This is a genomic window from Billgrantia lactosivorans, assembly GCF_003254665.1.
In the GTDB taxonomy this organism is placed as follows: domain Bacteria; phylum Pseudomonadota; class Gammaproteobacteria; order Pseudomonadales; family Halomonadaceae; genus Halomonas; species Halomonas lactosivorans.
This window is the reverse complement of record NZ_QHGY01000001.1, coordinates 1115708-1132985: the sequence shown is the minus strand read 5'-3', so window position 1 is coordinate 1132985 and position 17278 is coordinate 1115708. Positions and strand designations below refer to the sequence as shown.

At 65.9% G+C, this 17278-nt stretch carries 15 protein-coding genes and 2 tRNA genes; 11 read left to right on the top strand and 6 right to left on the bottom strand.

The annotated features are described in order from the left end of the window. Window positions 1-116 precede the first annotated feature (116 nt). The 3 genes from DIS04_RS05030 to DIS04_RS05020 all read left to right on the top strand — a co-directional run bounded on the left by DIS04_RS05030 (window position 117) and on the right by DIS04_RS05020 (window position 5387). On the top strand, window positions 117-1400 hold the full coding sequence (locus DIS04_RS05030) for an efflux RND transporter periplasmic adaptor subunit (protein ID WP_111412589.1): 1284 nt from the start codon (window positions 117-119) through the stop codon (window positions 1398-1400). After that, entirely contained in the window at window positions 1397-4567 is a 3171-nt protein-coding gene (locus DIS04_RS05025) for an efflux RND transporter permease subunit (RefSeq protein WP_111412588.1), read from the top strand. Before DIS04_RS05030 ends, DIS04_RS05025 begins: the two co-directional genes overlap by 4 nt. A gap of 127 nt (window positions 4568-4694) precedes the next feature. Then, entirely contained in the window at window positions 4695-5387 is a 693-nt protein-coding gene (locus tag DIS04_RS05020) for a hypothetical protein (RefSeq protein ID WP_111412586.1), read from the top strand. 2 nt (window positions 5388-5389) lie between these two features. Here the strand turns inward: DIS04_RS05020 and DIS04_RS05015 are convergent, their stop codons facing one another. Then, window positions 5390-6007 carry a TetR family transcriptional regulator gene (locus DIS04_RS05015; protein ID WP_111412584.1) on the bottom strand — a complete coding sequence of 206 codons (618 nt, stop codon included), beginning with the start codon at window positions 6005-6007 and terminating at the stop codon, window positions 5390-5392. A gap of 179 nt (window positions 6008-6186) precedes the next feature. On the opposite strand from DIS04_RS05015, the gene DIS04_RS05010 reads away from it, so the two are divergent. Then, complete coding sequence (locus DIS04_RS05010) at window positions 6187-7218, top strand: succinylglutamate desuccinylase/aspartoacylase family protein (RefSeq protein WP_111412583.1); 1032 nt, start codon at window positions 6187-6189, stop codon at window positions 7216-7218. Here the strand turns inward: DIS04_RS05010 and dusA are convergent, their stop codons facing one another. Continuing rightward, complete coding sequence (gene dusA, locus DIS04_RS05005; RefSeq protein ID WP_111412581.1) at window positions 7219-8256, bottom strand: tRNA dihydrouridine(20/20a) synthase DusA; 1038 nt, start codon at window positions 8254-8256, stop codon at window positions 7219-7221. A 195-nt stretch (window positions 8257-8451) separates the two neighbouring features. Next, entirely contained in the window at window positions 8452-8649 is a 198-nt protein-coding gene (locus DIS04_RS05000; protein WP_111412579.1) for a hypothetical protein, read from the bottom strand. Window positions 8650-8898: 249 nt separating this feature from the next. Here DIS04_RS05000 and DIS04_RS04995 point away from each other — a divergent pair, with 249 nt between their 5' ends. Next, window positions 8899-9213: a DMT family transporter gene (locus tag DIS04_RS04995; protein WP_111412578.1), complete on the top strand. Its 315-nt coding sequence runs from the start codon at window positions 8899-8901 to the stop codon at window positions 9211-9213. 241 nt (window positions 9214-9454) lie between these two features. On the opposite strand, the gene DIS04_RS04990 is transcribed toward DIS04_RS04995, so the two are convergent. Beyond that, window positions 9455-10735 carry a Y-family DNA polymerase gene (locus DIS04_RS04990; RefSeq protein ID WP_179951229.1) on the bottom strand — a complete coding sequence of 427 codons (1281 nt, stop codon included), beginning with the start codon at window positions 10733-10735 and terminating at the stop codon, window positions 9455-9457. 2 nt (window positions 10736-10737) lie between these two features. After that, window positions 10738-11178: a LexA family protein gene (locus DIS04_RS04985; RefSeq protein WP_111412576.1), complete on the bottom strand. Its 441-nt coding sequence runs from the start codon at window positions 11176-11178 to the stop codon at window positions 10738-10740. 1739 nt (window positions 11179-12917) lie between these two features. On the opposite strand from DIS04_RS04985, the gene DIS04_RS04980 reads away from it, so the two are divergent. The 3 genes from DIS04_RS04980 (at window position 12918) to DIS04_RS04970 (ending at window position 14609) form a co-directional block, all read left to right on the top strand. After that, window positions 12918-13526 (top strand): hypothetical protein, encoded by a 609-nt coding sequence (locus DIS04_RS04980; RefSeq protein ID WP_111412574.1) that lies wholly within the window; start codon window positions 12918-12920, stop codon window positions 13524-13526. Between the two features lie 73 nt (window positions 13527-13599). Next, window positions 13600-13932 carry a TraR/DksA family transcriptional regulator gene (locus DIS04_RS04975; RefSeq protein WP_111412573.1) on the top strand — a complete coding sequence of 111 codons (333 nt, stop codon included), beginning with the start codon at window positions 13600-13602 and terminating at the stop codon, window positions 13930-13932. A gap of 71 nt (window positions 13933-14003) precedes the next feature. Further along, the gene (locus DIS04_RS04970; RefSeq protein WP_111412572.1) at window positions 14004-14609 is read left to right on the top strand and encodes a hypothetical protein; all 606 of its coding nucleotides are present in this window, start codon (window positions 14004-14006) and stop codon (window positions 14607-14609) included. Between the two features lie 12 nt (window positions 14610-14621). On the opposite strand, the gene DIS04_RS04965 is transcribed toward DIS04_RS04970, so the two are convergent. Further along, window positions 14622-15218: a helix-turn-helix domain-containing protein gene (locus DIS04_RS04965; RefSeq protein ID WP_111412571.1), complete on the bottom strand. Its 597-nt coding sequence runs from the start codon at window positions 15216-15218 to the stop codon at window positions 14622-14624. Window positions 15219-15468: 250 nt separating this feature from the next. Between DIS04_RS04965 and gltX the strand changes: the two genes are divergently transcribed. The 3 genes from gltX to DIS04_RS04950 all read left to right on the top strand — a co-directional run bounded on the left by gltX (window position 15469) and on the right by DIS04_RS04950 (window position 17252). Beyond that, window positions 15469-16947, top strand: a complete 1479-nt coding sequence (gene gltX / locus DIS04_RS04960) for a glutamate--tRNA ligase (protein WP_111412569.1) — start codon at window positions 15469-15471, stop codon at window positions 16945-16947. A 122-nt stretch (window positions 16948-17069) separates the two neighbouring features. Further along, window positions 17070-17145, top strand: a tRNA-Ala gene (locus tag DIS04_RS04955). 31 nt (window positions 17146-17176) lie between these two features. Next, window positions 17177-17252: transfer RNA gene (locus DIS04_RS04950), tRNA-Glu, on the top strand. Window positions 17253-17278: the final 26 nt, after the last annotated feature.

Here is a 17278-nt window from a genome sequence, read left to right as displayed (position 1 = left end):
ATCCTGCGCAATCGACCGCGTGGCGACTGAGCTTTCCCGCCATTCGATTTACATCCATACATGCATGAATGTAAAATTCGCCGACCTTTGGCGTATCAACGGAAACGACGCACATCATGAAAAGAACATCTCGACTTGGCCGGGCCATGTTGATGGCCCTGGCCGCCGGTTCGTTGCTGGCCGCCTGTGGTCAGGAGGAGAACCCGCAGGATCAGCAGCAGGCCGCCCCGGAGCGTCAACCGCATCCCGTCGAGGTCGTGGCGATCGAGCGCCAGGACATCGCTATGGAGAAGTCCTATCCGTCGCTGCTGCGCAGCGACGACGAGGTCACGCTCGTGGCGCGTATCTCCGGCATCCTCGAGGAGCGGCACTTCGAACCTGGCGAAAGGGTCGAGCAGGGGGAGCGCCTCTACTCCATCGAGCCGGACGTCTACCAGGCGGCGGTCAACCAGAACGAGGCCAACCTGCAGAGCGCCCAGGCCGAGCTGTCCCGTGCCCAGCGGGATGCCGAGCGCTTCGAGCGCCTGCTGAGCCAGAACTCGGTGAGCCAGCAGCAGGTCGACCAGGCCCGCGCGGAGCTGGGCGTGGCTCGGGCCGCCGTGGCCCAGGCCGAGGCGGCACTGGCGAGTGCTCGCATCGACCTGGCCTACGCCGAGGTCACCGCGCCGGTGTCGGGGGTGATCGGGCTGTCGCAGATCAACGTCGGCAACCTGGTCAGCCCCGGCTCGGTGCTGGCCACCATTACCCCGCTGGATCCGCTGGAAGTGCGCTTCCAGCTGCCGCAGCGCGACGCGCTCGAGCTGCGCCAGCAGCTGAACGGCCGCGGCGGCGAGTCGATTCGTGCCACGCTGAACGTGCCCGGCAGCGCTGGCGCGGCCGCCCAACGCCTGGAGGGGCAGCTCGATTTCCTGGGCTCGCGCGTCGACGATCGCACCAGCACGGTTCAGGCCAGTGCCACCTTCCGCAACCCCGATACCCGCGTACTGCCCGGCCAGTTCGCCCGCGTCAGCCTGGACGGGCTCAAGCGTTTCGACGTGCTGGCGGTTCCCGAGATCGCCGTGACCCAGGGCCTGATGGGGCCCCAGGTGTTCGTGCTCGACGAGGACGAAGTGGCGCGGGCGCGTACCGTGGAGCTGGGCGAAGTGGCGGGCCCCTGGCAGATCATCCGCGGCGGCCTCGAGTCCGGCGAGCGGGTGGTGGTGGGCGACCCGGCGGGTATCGAACCCGGCACGCCCATCGACCCCCAGCCCTTCGAAGGCGATGCCGAGACCCTGGTCGAGGAAGTCGAGCAGGCCGAAGCCGAGGCGGAGCAGGAGGCCGCCGAGTCCATGCAGGAGCAGGAAGCCGCCGAGGCCATGCCGGATGAGGAAGCCGCCGAGGGTGGTGAGGACGACGCATGAATTTTTCCAACTTCTTCATCAAGCGCCCGATCTTCGCCACGGTGCTGGCGATCATCCTCACCGTGATGGGGGTGGTCAGCATGCGGGTGCTGCCCATCGAGCAGTACCCCAGCGTGGTACCGCCCACGGTGTCGGTGCGTGCCCAGTTCCCGGGCGCCGATGCCGAGACCGTGGCGCAGACGGTGGCGGCGCCGCTGGCCGAGGCGATCAACGGCGTCGAGGACATGCTCTACATGACCTCGAACAGCGGCGACAACGGCTCCATGAGCCTCGACGTGGCCTTCGACATCGGCACCGATGGCGACATCAACACCATCAACGTCAACAACCGGGTGCAGGGTGCGCTGTCGCGCCTGCCCGAAGCGGTGCAGGCCCAGGGCGTGCAGGTGGAGCTGCGCTCCAGCTCGATCCTGATGCTGGTGTCGCTGATCTCCCCCGAGGGCGACTACGACAACGTCTTCATGCAGAACTACGCCACGCTCAACATCCTCGATGAGCTGCGCCAGGTGCCCGGCGTCGGCGAGGCCGAGGTGCTGGGGGGCGGCGAGTTTGCCATGCGCGTGTGGATGGATCCCGACAAGCTGGCGCAGTACGACCTGACTCCCACCGAAGTGGCACGAGCCATCCGCGCCCAGAACACCGAGGTGCCGGCAGGTAACCTGGCAGCCACGCCGCAGCGCGATCCTCGCGCGTTCACCTACACCATCACGGCGGGCGGTCGCCTCAGCGACGTCGAGGACTTCCGCGACATCTTCCTGCGCACCAATCCCGACGGCTCCTCGCTGCGCCTGGAGGACGTGGCGCGCATCGAGCTGGGCGCCTCCTACTACGGCGTTCAGGCGCGCCTCAACGGCGCCACCATGACGCCGATCATCATCAACCAGCAGCCAGGGGCCAATGCGCTGGAGACGGCCCAGGCGGTGCAGGACACCATGGCCGAGCTGGAGTCGCGCTTCCCGCCGGGGCTCGAGTACGTGGTGCCCTACGACACCACGCTGTTCATCGATGCCTCGGTGGACACGGTGACCAAGGTGTTCATCGAGGCGTTCCTGATCGTCGGCGTGATCCTGTTCATCTTCCTGCAGAACTGGCGCTTCACGGTGATCGCCATGTCGGTGGTGCCGGTGTCGGTGCTGGCCACCTTCGCCGGCTTCTACCTGTTCGGCTTCTCGATCAACCTGCTGACGCTGTTCGCCCTGGTGCTCTCCATCGGCATCGTGGTCGACGACGCCATCCTGGTGGTGGAGAACGTCGAGCGGGTGCTCAGCGAGGACGACGAGATCACGGTGACCCAGGCCACCATCCGCGCCATGAAGGAAGTGGGCGGCCCGGTCATCGCCACCTCGCTGATCATGGCGGCGGTGTTCGTGCCGGTGGCGTTCCTGGGCGGCTTCACCGGCCAGATCTACCAGCAGTTCGCCATTACCGTGGCCGTCTCGGTGGCCTTCTCGGCGCTCATGGCGTTGACCTTTACCCCGGCGCTGTCGGCACTGTTCATCAAGCACAAGCCGAAGGGCGTGGGCGAGTCCAGGCTGAAGCGGGCGATCAATACCCCGCTGCGGCTGTTCGACCGCCTGTTCGCCGGCGTGACCGCCGCCTACATGTGGCTGGTCAAGGTGCTGGTGCGCTTCTGGGGCCTGGCGCTGCTGCTGACGGGGCTGGTCATCGGTGGCTCCTGGTGGCTCTATCAGATCACGCCCTCGACCCTGGTGCCCGAGACCGACCAGGGCATCGTGCTGGCCAGCGTCCAGCTGCCCGACTCCGCCTCCCTGGCACGCACCCAGCACTACATGGACGAGCTCAGCTCGCGCATCGAGGAGATCCCCGGGGTGCGGTACTCCACCGCGGTGGCCGGCTACGACATCCTCTCCAGCGCGGTCAACACCGCACGCGGGATCATGTTCATCAACATGGAGCCCTGGGACGAGCGCGAGCTGACCGCCACCGAACTGGTGGGGCGGATCATGCAGCTGGGCGCGGAGATCCCCGGCGGTTCGGCCATGGCCTTCAACGTGCCGCCGATCATGGGGCTCTCGACCACCGGCGGCTTCACCGGCTACCTGCAGTCGTTCGAGGGGGCCTCGCCGCAGGAGCTGTTCCAGGCTTCGGTGGAGGTCATGCAGGCGGCCAACCAGCACCCCGCCCTGCAACAGGTGTTCACCACCTTCAACGTCAACGTGCCGGGCTATCGCGCCGAGATCGATCAGCAGAAGGCCCTGAGCTACGGCGTGGCGCTGGAGGACCTGAACGCGACCCTGTCGAACACCTTCGGCAACGGTTTCGTCAACTTCTTCAGCTACCAGAACCGCAACTTCCAGGTCTACCTGCAGAACGAGGACGACTTCCGCAAGACCCCGGACGACGTCAGCAGCGTCTACGTACGCGGCGGCAACGGCGAGCGGATTCCGCTGTCGGAATTCGTCACCCTGGAACGCCAGGCCAAGCCGGCGGTGGTGTCGCGCTTCGGGGTCTACCTGGGGGCGCAGTTCCAGGGGGGGCCGGCGCCGGGCTACAGCTCGGGCCAGGCGATCGCCGCCATGGACGAGATCGTCGAGGAGACCCTCGGCGGTGGCTGGGGGATGGGCTGGACCGGTACCGCCTACCAGGAGAGCCAGCTCGGCAACACCGCGACGCTGGCCATCGTCTTCGGCATCCTGATGGTGTTCCTGATCCTGGCGGCGCAGTACGAGAGCTGGTCGCTGCCGTTGGCGGTGCTGACGGCGACGCCGTTCGCCTTCCTCGGCGGCATCGGCGGCATCGTGCTGCGCGGGCTCGACACCAGCGTCTACGTGGAGATCGGCATGCTGGTGGTGGTGGGGCTGGCGGCCAAGAACGCCATCCTGATCGTCGAGTTTGCCGAACTTCAACGCAAGGAGCAGGGCAAGTCGATCCTCGAGGCGGCGATCACCGCGGCGGAGCTGCGTTTCCGGCCGATCGTGATGACCTCGCTGGCGTTCATCTTCGGCACCCTGCCGCTGGCGTTGGCGAGCGGAGCGAGCGATGTCAGCAGCCACCACATCGGTACCACCGTGGCGCTGGGCATGGCCTCGGTGGCGGTGCTCGGCAGCCTCTTCGTGCCGAGCTTCTATGCCGTGATCGCCCGCGTTTCCGACTGGCTGCGCCGTCGGTTGCGAGGCCGGCAGGCGACCGCGAGCGAACGTTCCTGAACCATTCGCCGCAAGTGTCAGGGCGCCACCGGGAGGTGGCGCCCTTTTTCCTGATCCGGCGCAGCCCGGCCCGGGGCGCCATGGGCTAGGCTGAGGGTGAGTCGAGCGAAATCGCGAGGAGGCTGCCATGGAAGCCCTGCGTCAGATTGCCCTGAGTTTTCCGGTCGTCGTCTTCACTGCCCTGCTGCCCCTGGTGCTGCTCTACTGGCTGCTGGTGCTGCTGCGCCTGGCGCCGCTGGAGCTGTTCGCGCACGACAGCCTGAAGGGGGATCATCTGGCCAGCACCATGGTGGCGCTGGGCTTCGCCGGCGTACCGGTCTCCTTCGCCCTCAGCGTGCTGCTGGCGCTGGCGGGCGCCATCACCGTGGCCTTCGAGCTGGCCGTGCTGCGCTGGTTGCCGCTGGGCCTGTTCCGCATCCCCGTCGGCGTGGCGGTGCTATGGGCAGCCTTCGTGCTCGCCTCGCCGCTGGCGGCCGGCGTGTGCCATGCGCTGCAGCACCGTTTCCATCGGCGGGCGCTGGCGCAGCCGCGCTGCCTGCTGGGCGAGGTCGTGCAGGTACGCTCCGCGCCCGATGCGCAGGGCTGGGCGACGGCCACCCTGGTCGACGACCCGGCGTGCGAGGTTCGCCTGCACGGCAAGCCGGGCGACCTGCCCCATGCCGGCGAGCGGCGGGTGCTGGTCAAGTTCGTGGCGGGGGAGGGCGCCTATCGCAGCGTGGCCGAGAGCCGCTACTGCGAAGCGCGTGTGCACCTGCGTCGGCTGCGGCTGGCGCGCCGTGCCGCCGGGGCGGGCCATGGTGGTGCCGAGGCGCCGCTGTAGCGCTATCGCTCGGCGCGCAGCAGGTGCAGCTGGACCTCGATGAGCTGAGTGCCGCGTTCGCGCAGCGAGAACTGCTCGTAGTTGCGCAGCCAGTCGTGGAACAGACCGCCGAGAATGGCCTGCAGCAGCCTGGCGGCCACTTCCGGGGAGAGGTCCGGGCGCAGGTGGCCCATCCGGGCGGCGCTGGTGAAGTAGCCGAGCAGGGCGCCGCAGGCCTCCTCGGCCATCTCGTTCTGCATCGCCAGCGGGTCGATCTCGGCGAAGGTCTCGCAGTGGTGGATCAGGATCGCGTGCACGCGCCGGTAGCGCGGCTGCTCGAGGCGCGCGAAGCCGCTCTGGCACGCCTGACGGATGGCTTCCAGCGGCTTGTTGGCCAGCTCCGGGTCGCCGATCTCCTCGACCAGTTCCTCGAACGGCATGCGTACCCGCTGCAGCATGGCACGGAACAGGTCGGCCTTGTTCTTGAAGTGCCAGTAGACGGCGCCACGGGTCATGCCGGCCTCGCGGGCGATCTGCTCCAGCGAGGTGCGGGCCACGCCACGTTCGAGGAAGACAGCCTCGGCGGCATCGAGCAGGGCTTCGCGGGTGGCGGCGGCTTCTGCCTTGGTACGTCGGGCCATGGTGGGGCGGTTCTCCTCGGCATGGCAATGTTTCCGTCATTCTAACCCAAGCATGATACGTTTACATTCATATATGTATGTCATGCCTCGCCGCAGCCTGCCATTGCCGCCGCGCCCTCGTATTCCACGCCGGAGCAGGGTATAACGGATCGAACACTGTTCTGCTTCGGGAAGGGCCCATGCCCCGTGCATCATTCGAGCTCAATGGCGTCAGGATCAAGCCCGGCAGCCGCCTTCAGGTCGACGTGCCGGTGGCGCGACTCTACACCCATGCCCCGCTGCACATTCCCGTCGAGGTGGTGCACGGCCGCCGCCAGGGGCCGGTCATGCTGGTCTGCGGCGGCATTCATGGCGACGAGATCAACAGCGTGGAGATCGTGCGCCGCCTGATGCGCTCGAAGCAGATCCAAGGGCTCAACGGCACCCTGATCGCGGTGCCCATCGTCAACGTGTTCGGTTTCATGCAGCACAGCCGCTACCTGCCGGACCGGCGCGACCTCAACCGCTGCTTCCCCGGCAGCGAGACGGGGTCGCTGGGGGCCCGGGTGGCGGCGCTGTTTCGCGAGCAGATCGTCGACCACGCCAGCCACATCATCGACCTGCATACTGGCGCCATCCACCGTACCAACCTGCCCCAGATCCGTGCCCAGCTCAGCCCCGGCAGCGAGACCGAGCGCATGGCCAACGCCTTCGGCGCGCCGGTGATCCTCAACGCCGAGCTGCGCGAAGGCAGCCTGCGCCACTATGCCCAGACGCGCGGTATCCCGGTGCTGACCTACGAGGCCGGCGAAGCACTGCGCTTCGACGAGTGGGCGATCGCCCCGGGGGTGCGCGGCGTGCTGCGGGTCATGCGCCGGCTGGGCATGCTGGCGGGGGAGCATCGCCGGCGGCCGCCACCGGCGGCGGAGCTGGCCAACGGCTCGAGCTGGGCGCGGGCGCCCATCGACGGCATTCTGCGGCCCAAGGTGCGCCTCGGCGCACGAGTGGCCAGGGGCGACGTGCTGGGCAAGGTGGCCGACCCCTTCGGCAATGCCGAGGCCTGCGTCAAGGCCATGGCAGACGGCATCGTGATCGGCATGAGCCGGCTGCCGCTGGCCAACGAGGGCGAGGCGCTGTTCCACATCGCCCGCTTCGACGCCATCGAGGAGGCCGAGAGCGCCATCGAGACCTTCCATTCCAGCCTCGAGCCGCCGCCCGACCCGCTCTACTGATCACGCCTCGGCAAGGCAGGGCCTGGCGGCGCTCTCGTCTCTCTCCGGCACCAGGCTCAGCGCATCGTCGAACACCCGCAGGCAGGCGCCGTCGAGATGGCCGTTCTCGGAGAGGTGGCGGCGGAAGCGGCGCCCGCCCGGCTGGCCCTGGAACAGGCCCAGCAGATGGCGGGTGACGTGGTTGAGCTTGGCGCCCTCCTCGAGCCGGCGGGCAATGTAGGGGCGGAAGGCGCGGGCCGCCGCATGCCGGCTCACGGCCGGCCCGGGCACGCCGTACAGCGCCTGGTCCACGCCGGCCAGCAGCCAGGGGTTCTGGTAGGCTTCGCGGCCGACCATCACGCTGTCCACGTGGCTTAGCTGCTCGTGGCATTCCTCCAGCGTCTTGATGCCGCCGTTGATGCCGATGTGCAGCGCCGGCCGGCTGGCCTTGAGGCGGTGCACCCGGGGGTAGTTGAGCGGCGGAATGTCGCGGTTCTCCTTGGGCGAGAGCCCCTGCAGCCACGCCTTGCGCGCATGCACGATGAACGTCTCGCAGCCGGCGTCCGCCACCGTGGCGATGAAGCGCTCCAGGTCGGCGTCCTCGTCCTGGTCGTCGATGCCGATGCGGCACTTCACCGTGACCGGAATGCTCACCGCCTCGCGCATCGCGCGCACCGCCGCGGCCACCTTCTCGGGGTGGCCCATCAGGCAGGCGCCGATCAGGTTGTTCTGCACCCGGTCGCTGGGACAGCCGACGTTGAGGTTGACCTCGTCGTAACCCCATGCCTCGGCGATCGCCGCGCACTCGGCCAGCTCGCCCGGGTCGCTGCCGCCCAGCTGCAGCGCGATGGGATGCTCCACCTCGTCATGACCGAGGAAGCGCTCGCGCGGGCTGCCGTGGAGGATGGCGCCGGTGGTCACCATCTCGGTATAGAGCAGCGCCTGGCGGGTCAGGGTGCGGGCGAAGGCGCGGTAGTCGCGGGTGGTCCAGTCCATCATGGGGGCCACGGAGAACCGGCGCGCCCGTGCCAGCGGGTCGTTTCCAGTCGTGTCGCTCATTGGTGGCCTCCCGAGGTCCTGCCGTCGTAACCGTTGGATCCGGCTCACTTCGCCATCCGTCTCGCAGGGTACCGATACGTCATCGGTCCGTCGGCAACGCATGAGCGCCGCGTGACGAGAGGCAGGGGGCGGAAATGAGATGGCCGGCCATTGTACGCAAGAAGGAGCGGCGCGCCCAGAACAGCGGCGCCCGCCTTACTTCTTCTTCCTCATGAACGGCAACACCTTGCCCATGGCATCCGCGAGCACCTGGTCGAGCGGCTTGTGCTCCAGGCTCACCGCGGCTCGCGCGGCGGTATAGGTGCCCTTGTACTCCCGGGCTATCTCGCGATCGCTCATGCTGTCGGGTAGCTGCTCCTTTTCGCGGATTATGTCGATGACGGCCTTGTCCATGTCGCCCTCCCTTGAAGCCAGTTGCTGTCGAGCGTAGTGCAAAATCGCCCGGGGTGTGGCGTGCGTTGCCTCCCGAGGCCCATCGCGGTACCGGCCGTGTTGCGCTCGGCACCGATCGGGCCGCTCAGCGAGCCCCGCGCCTGTTGATGGCGGGGCGCACTGGCCTATAATCCCGCCCTCGGGAGGACGACCTCCCCCCATACCGGGCTTGGATATCGGGACGACCCGAGCGAGAAAGGGGAATCTGCCATGTCCTGGGTGCTTCTCGGTCTGGCCGGGCTGCTCGAGGTCGCGTGGGCGTTCGCCATGAAGCAGTCCCACGGCTTCACGCGCCTGCTGCCGACCGCCGTCATGCTGGTGACGATGGTGGCATCGTTCGGGCTGCTGGCGGTGGCGATGCGCAGCCTGCCGCTGGGCACGGCCTACATGATCTGGACCGGCATCGGCGCCGTGGGCACCTTCACCGTCGGTGTATGGCTGCTGGGCGAGGCCGTGTCGCCACTGCGCATCTTCGCCGCCTTGCTGATCGTCGCAGGTATCGTGACCATGAAGCTGGCGAGCTGAGCGGCAAGCCACCGGCGGGGACAGGTAGCCATGCCGCCTCAGCCACTATCGTGCCACGTCTTATCCCAGGTTAACGTTCCGTCGGCGGCGAGCTGTCATAGTGTGCCTATCGGGCAAGGAGAGCCCGGCAAGGAAGACCGAGACATGGAAGGCTCACGTCCCAGGGATGCTCGGGCAGGACGCCTGAGGAAGTGGAAAGGAAGCGAAGATGCAGCCCGGCCTCACGGCCGGGCTTTTCGCTTTATAGCGCCCTGACCGCGGGCAGCTCCTCCCAGCGGGTCGAGTAGCGCTGGGTGCGGTGCGCGCAGCGCAGATGCCAGGCGGCCCCCGGGCTGGGAGTGCCGAGCTTGAGGGTCCCGCGCCCCATCCGCTGGTTCAGCGCGTCCATCACTCTCATCAGCTTCTCGCTGCGCTGGCGCTCGGCCTCGCTCAGGGGCGTGTCGAGCAGCGAGAGCTGCTGCCGGCTGGCGTCGATCAGGTCGAGCAGCATCACGCCGCCCTTCTGGTACAGGAAGCCCGGGCGATGAATACGACGCAGGGCGATGCCGGCCGCGTGCAGGATCTCGCGGCTGTCGTCGGTGGGGCGAGGCAGCTCGACGGCCAGGCTGGGCGAATACTGGGGCAGATCGGTGCGAAACGGGTTGGTCTTGAGAAAGACCAGCACCGCGCGGGCGAGGCTGCCCTGTTGGCGCAGCTTCTCGGCGCCGCGCTGGCCGTGCTGGCGCATGGCCTCGCGGATCTCGGCCAGGTCGTCGGTCAGCTTGCCGAAGCTGCGGCTGGTCATGATGCGCTGGCGGGCTTCGTCGATGTCGTTCATCTCGATGCAGCTGATGCCCCGGAGCTCCAGGGCGGTGCGCTCTAGGGTGACGCTGAATTGCCGCCGGATCCGCTTCGGGTCGGCCTGGGCGAGATCCCAGGCGCTCTTGATGCCCATCAGGGCCAGGCGCTCGACGAGCCGCCGCCCCACGCCCCACACGTCGCCCAGGGCGAACTTTCTGAGCAGGGTCCGCGTTTCCAGACTGCCAGGCTGGAGCACGCATACGCCACCGTAGGCGGGAAGCGTCTTCGCCGCGCGATTGGCCAGCTTGGCCAGCGTGCGAGAGGGAGCAACGCCCACGCAGACGGGAATGCCGGTGTACTGGCGCACCCGGCAGTGCAGCTGCCGAGCATGCGCGAGCAGCCGTTCGTGGGCGAAGCCGTCGAGGCGCACAAACATCTCATCGATGGAATAGGGCTCGACGGCCGGGGCGAACTCCTCGAGCACCGCCAGCACCCGGGCCGACATGTCGCCGTAGAGCTCGTAGTTGCTCGACAGCAGCTGGATGCGGCCCTGGCGCACCAGGTGCTGAAGTTCGAACGCCGGCGTGCCCATGCCGATGCCGAGGGCCTTGAGCTCAGCGGAGAGCGCGATGACGCAGCCGTCGTTGTTCGACATCACGCCCACCGGCAGGCCGATGAGCCGCGGCTGAAACACGCGCTCGCACGAAACGTAGAACGAGTTGCAGTCGACCAGGCCGATCATGCTCATACCGGATACTCGTGGATGACCGAGCGCACCACGCCCCAGACCTGGCACTCGATGTCGAGCAGCGGGATCGGCGCGTAGCGTGGATTGCCCGAGCAGAGGCACGGTACCTCTCCGCGCAGCTCGTAGCGCTTGACGGTGATCTCGCCGTCGACCATGGCGACGATGATGTGCCCGGGGCGGGGCTCGAGCGAGCGGTCGACCAGCAGCAGGTCGCCCTCGTGGATACCCAGGCGCTCCATGCTGTCGCCGGTGACGCTCATGAAGAACGTGGCCGAGGGGCGCTTGACCAGCCGTTCGTTGAGGTCGAGGGTGCGGCCCTCGTAGTCCTGTGCCGGGCTGGGGAAGCCCGAGAGCCCGGCGCGGCCCAGGGCGAGGGGATAGGGGAGCGCAAGCGTTGGCGGTTCGGGATGCGCCGGGGTGGGGTTTGCCGGTGTCATGAGGAGTCCCTTTGTGAATCTGTATTTTTGTACAGTATTCTCGATGTCGTCGCTTCCAGGCAACAGGCAAGCGCTAATGCAAGTTAGCCTGATGGCGGGGCTCTGCTGCAGGGGGACGCATGGCCGCTGACTTATCTCAGGTTAAGGAACTCCCCGTTGCTGAGCTGTCACAGTGTAGGCATCGGGCAGGGAGAGCCCGGCACGGAAGACCGAGTCAGGGACGGCTCACGCACCAGGGATGCTCGAGCAGGATGCTTGAGGTTGATGTAGGGAGACGCAGACATAGCCCGGCCGAAAGGCCGGGTTTTTTCGTCAAGGCCTACGCATTTTCTCAGCCAGGAGGAAACGAGTGAGGCGAAGCAAAGCGGGCGTGCCGCTGCCTTTCGTTCCGTTACACAGGGGTACGTTTCTTTTCCATGGGAGTGTTGCTTCAGGAAGAATCCAAACTATTCTGAGGGTGTAAGCGAGGCATGGAAGCCCTCGAAGGCAGGAAGCCTCGACGGCCAGGAAGGCCAGCGGGAGGAACAGGGAAGGCCGATCGAGACAGGAGGTCAGGATGGCCAGGGAGTTCCAGCGGCGTTGAAGCATGGTGCAATTCGTCAACCCCCTTGCCCTAGGCGAGGGGGTTGTCCTTTTTTCGTACATTGTCTTGAGTTGTGGAGTCCGCTCGATGCACATTTCTTGCGCTTGATCTTGCGAAACTCGATGGGAGTGGCTGCTGCATAGGGGGCAGGTGCTTCCGCTCCACTAGCGCTTGATTGTAGGTGGTCGAGGCCGAGGATGGCCGCGGTATTACGTCTCTTGTCGGCGATGTCTTACACAGCGAAGGGAGGAAGGCGGCAGCTTTCCTTCGCCCCATCTGGCATGCTTTCCATGCTCGAGCCAGGGAGGCTCTGCAGGGAAGAAAGCACCAGGATGGTCCGGTATTCAAGGACTTGAGGAATGGACGCCGAGGATGGGTGGAAGGAGCCTGACCGAGCCCGGCTGCAAGGCCGGGCTTTTCCTCGCTGGCCGACTGGCATCGTTCGCTTGGCTTGGCTTGGCTTGGCTTGGCTTGGCTTGGCTTGCTTCGTCGGTGCAAAGGGAAAGGGTATTGTGAAAAGCTTTCGTCTGTAGAAGGACGATGAATTATGCTCATTAGCCATTGCCCCTTCCCCGGCATTAGGCTGCACGTATCTCGCAAGGAGGCGGGGAAGAGGGAAGACCGAGCAGAGGAAGCTCGATGACGCCAAGGATGCATGACAGGGTCGTCATGGTGAGCCGAAAAGGAACCAAGAATTGAAGCCCGGCCTGGTGCCGGGCTTTCTTTTTGCTGATCCTCGGCTATCCGGAACGCCTGATTTGGTTTCAGCTGGTTTACATATTATGCAGGAAGACCGGTTTTTCGATTAAATTCGTGTCATTTCGGTTAACTCAGGTTAAATCTTCTGCCGAGGAACAGTGTCACGATACCGGGGTCAGGGAAGCGTGCCGGAACGAAGCGGCCAGGAGGGCCGTCGTGTTTGGCAGCGGATGCAGAGATCGAAGCTCGGCCTGACGGCCGGGCTTTCTTGTTGTGGGACGTGCAAGACCACAACCCAGCCGAGCTGATCCCCGGCCGGCGCTCGGCGGGGCTTTTTCATCGCGGGACGGGCCGAGGCGGTCGCGGGTGGGCTCGGTATCAGCATTCAATGCGGAGTGCAAGAGAGGAAGAGAAAGCCAGACAGCAGCTGACCGGGACTCAACGCAGGAGAAGAAGAATGATCACGCTAACCAGGAAGGCAGGATCAGAATTTCTTGGCGAGAAAGGTCCTACCATCGCCATCGTCTCGATACTGGCGTTCATGGCATGGATACTGTTCTGGCCGCACGGGCTGAACACCGACATGGCCGTCGGGCAGGAGCCGGAGACGACCCGATACGAGGAGCAGAGTGGCGCCTACAGCGAGGATGCCGCCGAGCTCATGCGCATCAGCCATGAGCTCTTTACGCGCTCGCTGAGCATTCTCGACAACAAGAAATACTACTGCCTGATGCTCACGCACCTGGACGAGAGCGAGGCGACCGGTTCCCGTTCCTTTACCCTGTCCCGCTATGAGAACCTGTGCGGCATCTTCAGTGACGCGGCCGCGCTGGTCGATACCTATGCCGATCGCCTGCGCGAGCAGACGCGCTTGCAGCCGGGGTTGTATGAATTTGCCTTCCATGCGCGGGGCCAGGAGCAACGCATCGGTCCCTTCCTGAGCGTGGAGGAGTGCTCGCAGATCAGCGCTCGGCTCATGCAGCTGGGCGAGCAGGTCTTCCCCTGCCTGCCCTACGAGGAGAGCCGCTACCCCCTCGTCTTCCAGGCCGGCACGACGAACCCCTGACAGCGTGTCGCCTCCGGTGCACGATCTGCTGTGCTATTACAAGGGAGTGGGCCGTCACCAACGGAGGTTTCCCATGCAAGATCGTCAAGCCGAGCTGGAAGCGCTGCGCGATGAGCTGGTCGAGCGGGTTGACCGCTACAAGGTCCACAAGTTGCGCCTGGAGAACCCCCTCGATCGGGACATGGAGGAGCAGGCCATCGAGCTCGAGAACGAGGACGTGATCGATGCCCTCGAGGAGGAGGCCGAAGAGGAGTTGAGGCAGGTCCTGCATGCGCTCGAGCGTATCGAGGAGGGGGAGGGCGAGCTGTGTGAACGCTGCGGCGAGCCGATCGATCCCCGGCGACTCGAAGCGATTCCCTATGCCACCCTCTGCCTCGACTGTGCCGAGCTGGAAGGGGAGCCCTGACCGCCCCGGGCAGGACGTGCTGACCGCCACAATGCTAGTCTAGGGGATCGACTTTCGGTCAGGAGAAGGGCATGAGGGCTTGGCGTCGTTCCTGCGCAGGGCTGTTGGCGGTGCTGTGGCTATCGGGTTGCGGTGGCGATGACGACGGCACCCAGACCCCCCGGACGGACGGAGAGCAACAGCAGGAGCAGCAGGAGCGGCAGGAGCCGTCTGCCGACGCCACCCGGGCGGCCGAGGCGCCGGTCGCAGTGGAGCCACTATCGGTGGAGATTGCCGTGTCGGCAACGCTTCGCGAGGATCGTCGGCTCATGCTCGAAGGGGACACCAATCTGCCCGACGACGCGCGGCTTCTGATCGTGATGGAGCGGGAGCTGAGCGGCGTGCGCTGGCAATCGCGGACCTCGGTAGCGGGGCGGCGCTTTGCCGCGGGCCCCTTCGGGCCGGGTAGCGGCCTTCCCGACGGTGGCTACACCATAACCGTCAACCTGGTGGAAGCCAGCGTCCAGCCCGCCGCCGTACGAGAGCGGATCGGCGACAAGGGCGAGCACCTCGAGGGACCGCTGGTGCGAAACGGCCGTCATGGCCTGGGGCAGGTGGCGAGCTACTCGCGTCGCTACCTGATCGGCAGCGAGCCACGCCGGGCCTCCGATCAGGTGGAAATGCTGGAAGTCGAGTGAGCGTGGTAGCCCTCAGGCGCTCTCCATGCGCCAGCAAGCCAGCAGCCTTCCCACGACTCTCTCGGACGTCTCCAGCGGGACCGGCACCGCCGTGTCATCCGCTCCGCTGCTGAACAGCAGTTCGCCGCGCTCGCCCTGCTCGAGCTGGCCGATATACAGCCCTCCGGCCCCTTCGATCAGGTAACGTCCAGGCTGGTCGCAGCGTTCCGTGGGGCCGAAGGCAGCGAGATCGCCGCTATCGAGGTAATCGAACCGCTCTCCCGGCGCCGGGGTGACGAGGTAGCACTCACCCTGCCAATCGACGCCTGCCAGGATTTCATTGGAGATCATGAAACGATTGGCATTGGGGTCCAGCCATGGCACAGGAGGCTGGCCGCGCAGGTAGAGCGGTGCCGGTGTCAACCTTGCCTCGCCTTCGAGCAGCTGGGCCAGCGAACAGCCGAGGGCGTCTGCCAGTGCCACCAGCCTCTCGTGGCCGATCTGCTTGATGGCACCCGACTCCCAGTACGAGATCGTGACATCGGAAACCCCCACCTTCCTTGCCAGCGCGGCCTTGTTCAGGTTTGCCTGCAATCGTAAGTGCTTGATTCTTTCACCCAATGCATCCATTTCAATCAACCTGGCGACTGTTGGTACCGAAGTAGGGCGATAGTCAATGATCTGTGTTAACTGTGCAAATTTAACGCTTCAACGATAAATTTACTTTTCTTTGTCAGTGCCTTGCATCAGAAAATTAGAATCATTCTATGCCTGTCGGGACACATCGCCTGTCGCGAGCCAAGCGCTGGCGCGGCTGTCTGCGCCGAGCCAGGTGCGTATAATGCCGCCCTATGCATACCCCGACTGGATATAGGACGACATGACTGTACGTACTCGCATTGCGCCGTCACCCACCGGCGACCCGCACGTTGGAACTGCCTACATCGCGTTGTTCAATCTCTGCTTTGCGAGGCAGCACGGCGGGCAGTTCATCCTGCGCATCGAAGACACGGACCGGGTGCGTTCCACGCAGGAGTCCGAGCAGATGATCCTCGACTCGCTGCGCTGGCTGGGGCTCGAGTGGGACGAGGGGCCCGACGTGGGTGGCCCGCACGGCCCCTATCGGCAGAGCGAGCGTGGCGATATCTACGCCCAGTACGCCCGGCAGCTGATCGAGGCGGGGCATGCCTTCAAGTGCTACCGCACCAGCGAGGAGCTCGACGAGCTGCGCGAGGCGCGCAAGGCCTCCGGCCTGCACCTGGCGCTCAAGCCCTCGGACCTGGCGCTGCCGGAGGGGGAGGCAGCCCGGCGTGAGCGTGAAGGCTGGCCCTACGTGGTACGCATGAAGGTGCCCACCAGCGGTACCTGCGTGATCGACGACATGCTGCGGGGCCCCATCGAGGTCGACTGGGCGCAGGTGGACGCCCAGGTGCTGCTCAAGTCCGACGGCATGCCCACCTACCATCTGGCCAACGTGGTGGACGATCATCTGATGGGCATTACCCACGTGCTGCGCGGGGAGGAGTGGATCAACTCGGCGCCCAAGCACCAGCTGCTCTACGAGTACTTCGGCTGGGACATGCCGGTACTGTGCCACATGCCCCTTCTGCGCAATCCCGACAAGTCGAAGCTCTCCAAGCGCAAGAACCCGACCTCCATCAACTACTACCGGCGCATGGGCTTCCTGCCCCAGGCGGTGATCAACTACCTGGGGCGGATGGGCTGGTCGATGCCCGACGAGCGCGAGAAGTTCAGCCTCGACGAGATGATGGCCCACTTCGACATCCAGCGGGTGTCGCTGGGCGGCCCGGTCTTCGACCTGGAGAAGCTGACCTGGCTCAACGGCCTCTATATCCGTGAGGACCTCGACGACCGGGCCTTCCTCGAGGCGTTGAAGGAGTGGGCGTTCAATGAGAAGTATGTCGGCCAGATCCTGCCCCAGGTGCGTACCCGGGTAGAGACGCTGTCCCAGGTGGCGCCGCTGGCCGGCCATTTCTTCGGCGGGGTGCCCGCGATTCGCGAAGAGGATTTCGAGGCCGTCAAGCTGGACCGCGAGGAGCTGCTCAAGCTGTTGCAGTTCCTGGTGTGGCGCTTCGAGGCGGTGCCTGCCTGGCACAAGGAGACGCTGCTCGCCGAGGTCAAGGCGTTGGCGGGCCATTTCGGCCTCAAGATGAAGGACTTCCTGGCGCCGGTGTTCATCGCCGTGACCGGTTCCACGGCCAGCACCTCGGTCATGGATGCCATGGCGATCCTCGGTTCCGACGTGACCCGGGCACGGCTGCGCCATGCCATCGACGTGCTCGGCGGAGTCTCCAAGAAGCAGGCCAAGCGCTTCGAGAAGGAGTACAGGGAGCTGTAAGTCGGGCTGCGCCGCCTGAAGAAGGAGTCGCGGCGCTTCGCCCCTTGAAGAGAAGGGAAGGAAAGTGTTGACGAAGATGGGGTGAATCAGTAACCTACGCCCCGTCTTCAAGGCACGCACGTGGGGCCTTAGCTCAGCTGGGAGAGCGCGACACTGGCAGTGTCGAGGTCAGCGGTTCGATCCCGCTAGGCTCCACCAAGTGCGGCGTGCCAGTGCATGAAGGCGTTGCGTCCCATTCGTCTAGTGGTCCAGGACACCGCCCTTTCACGGCGGGAACAGGGGTTCGAACCCCCTATGGGACGCCACTTCGATTTCCGCAGCGTACTCCTGT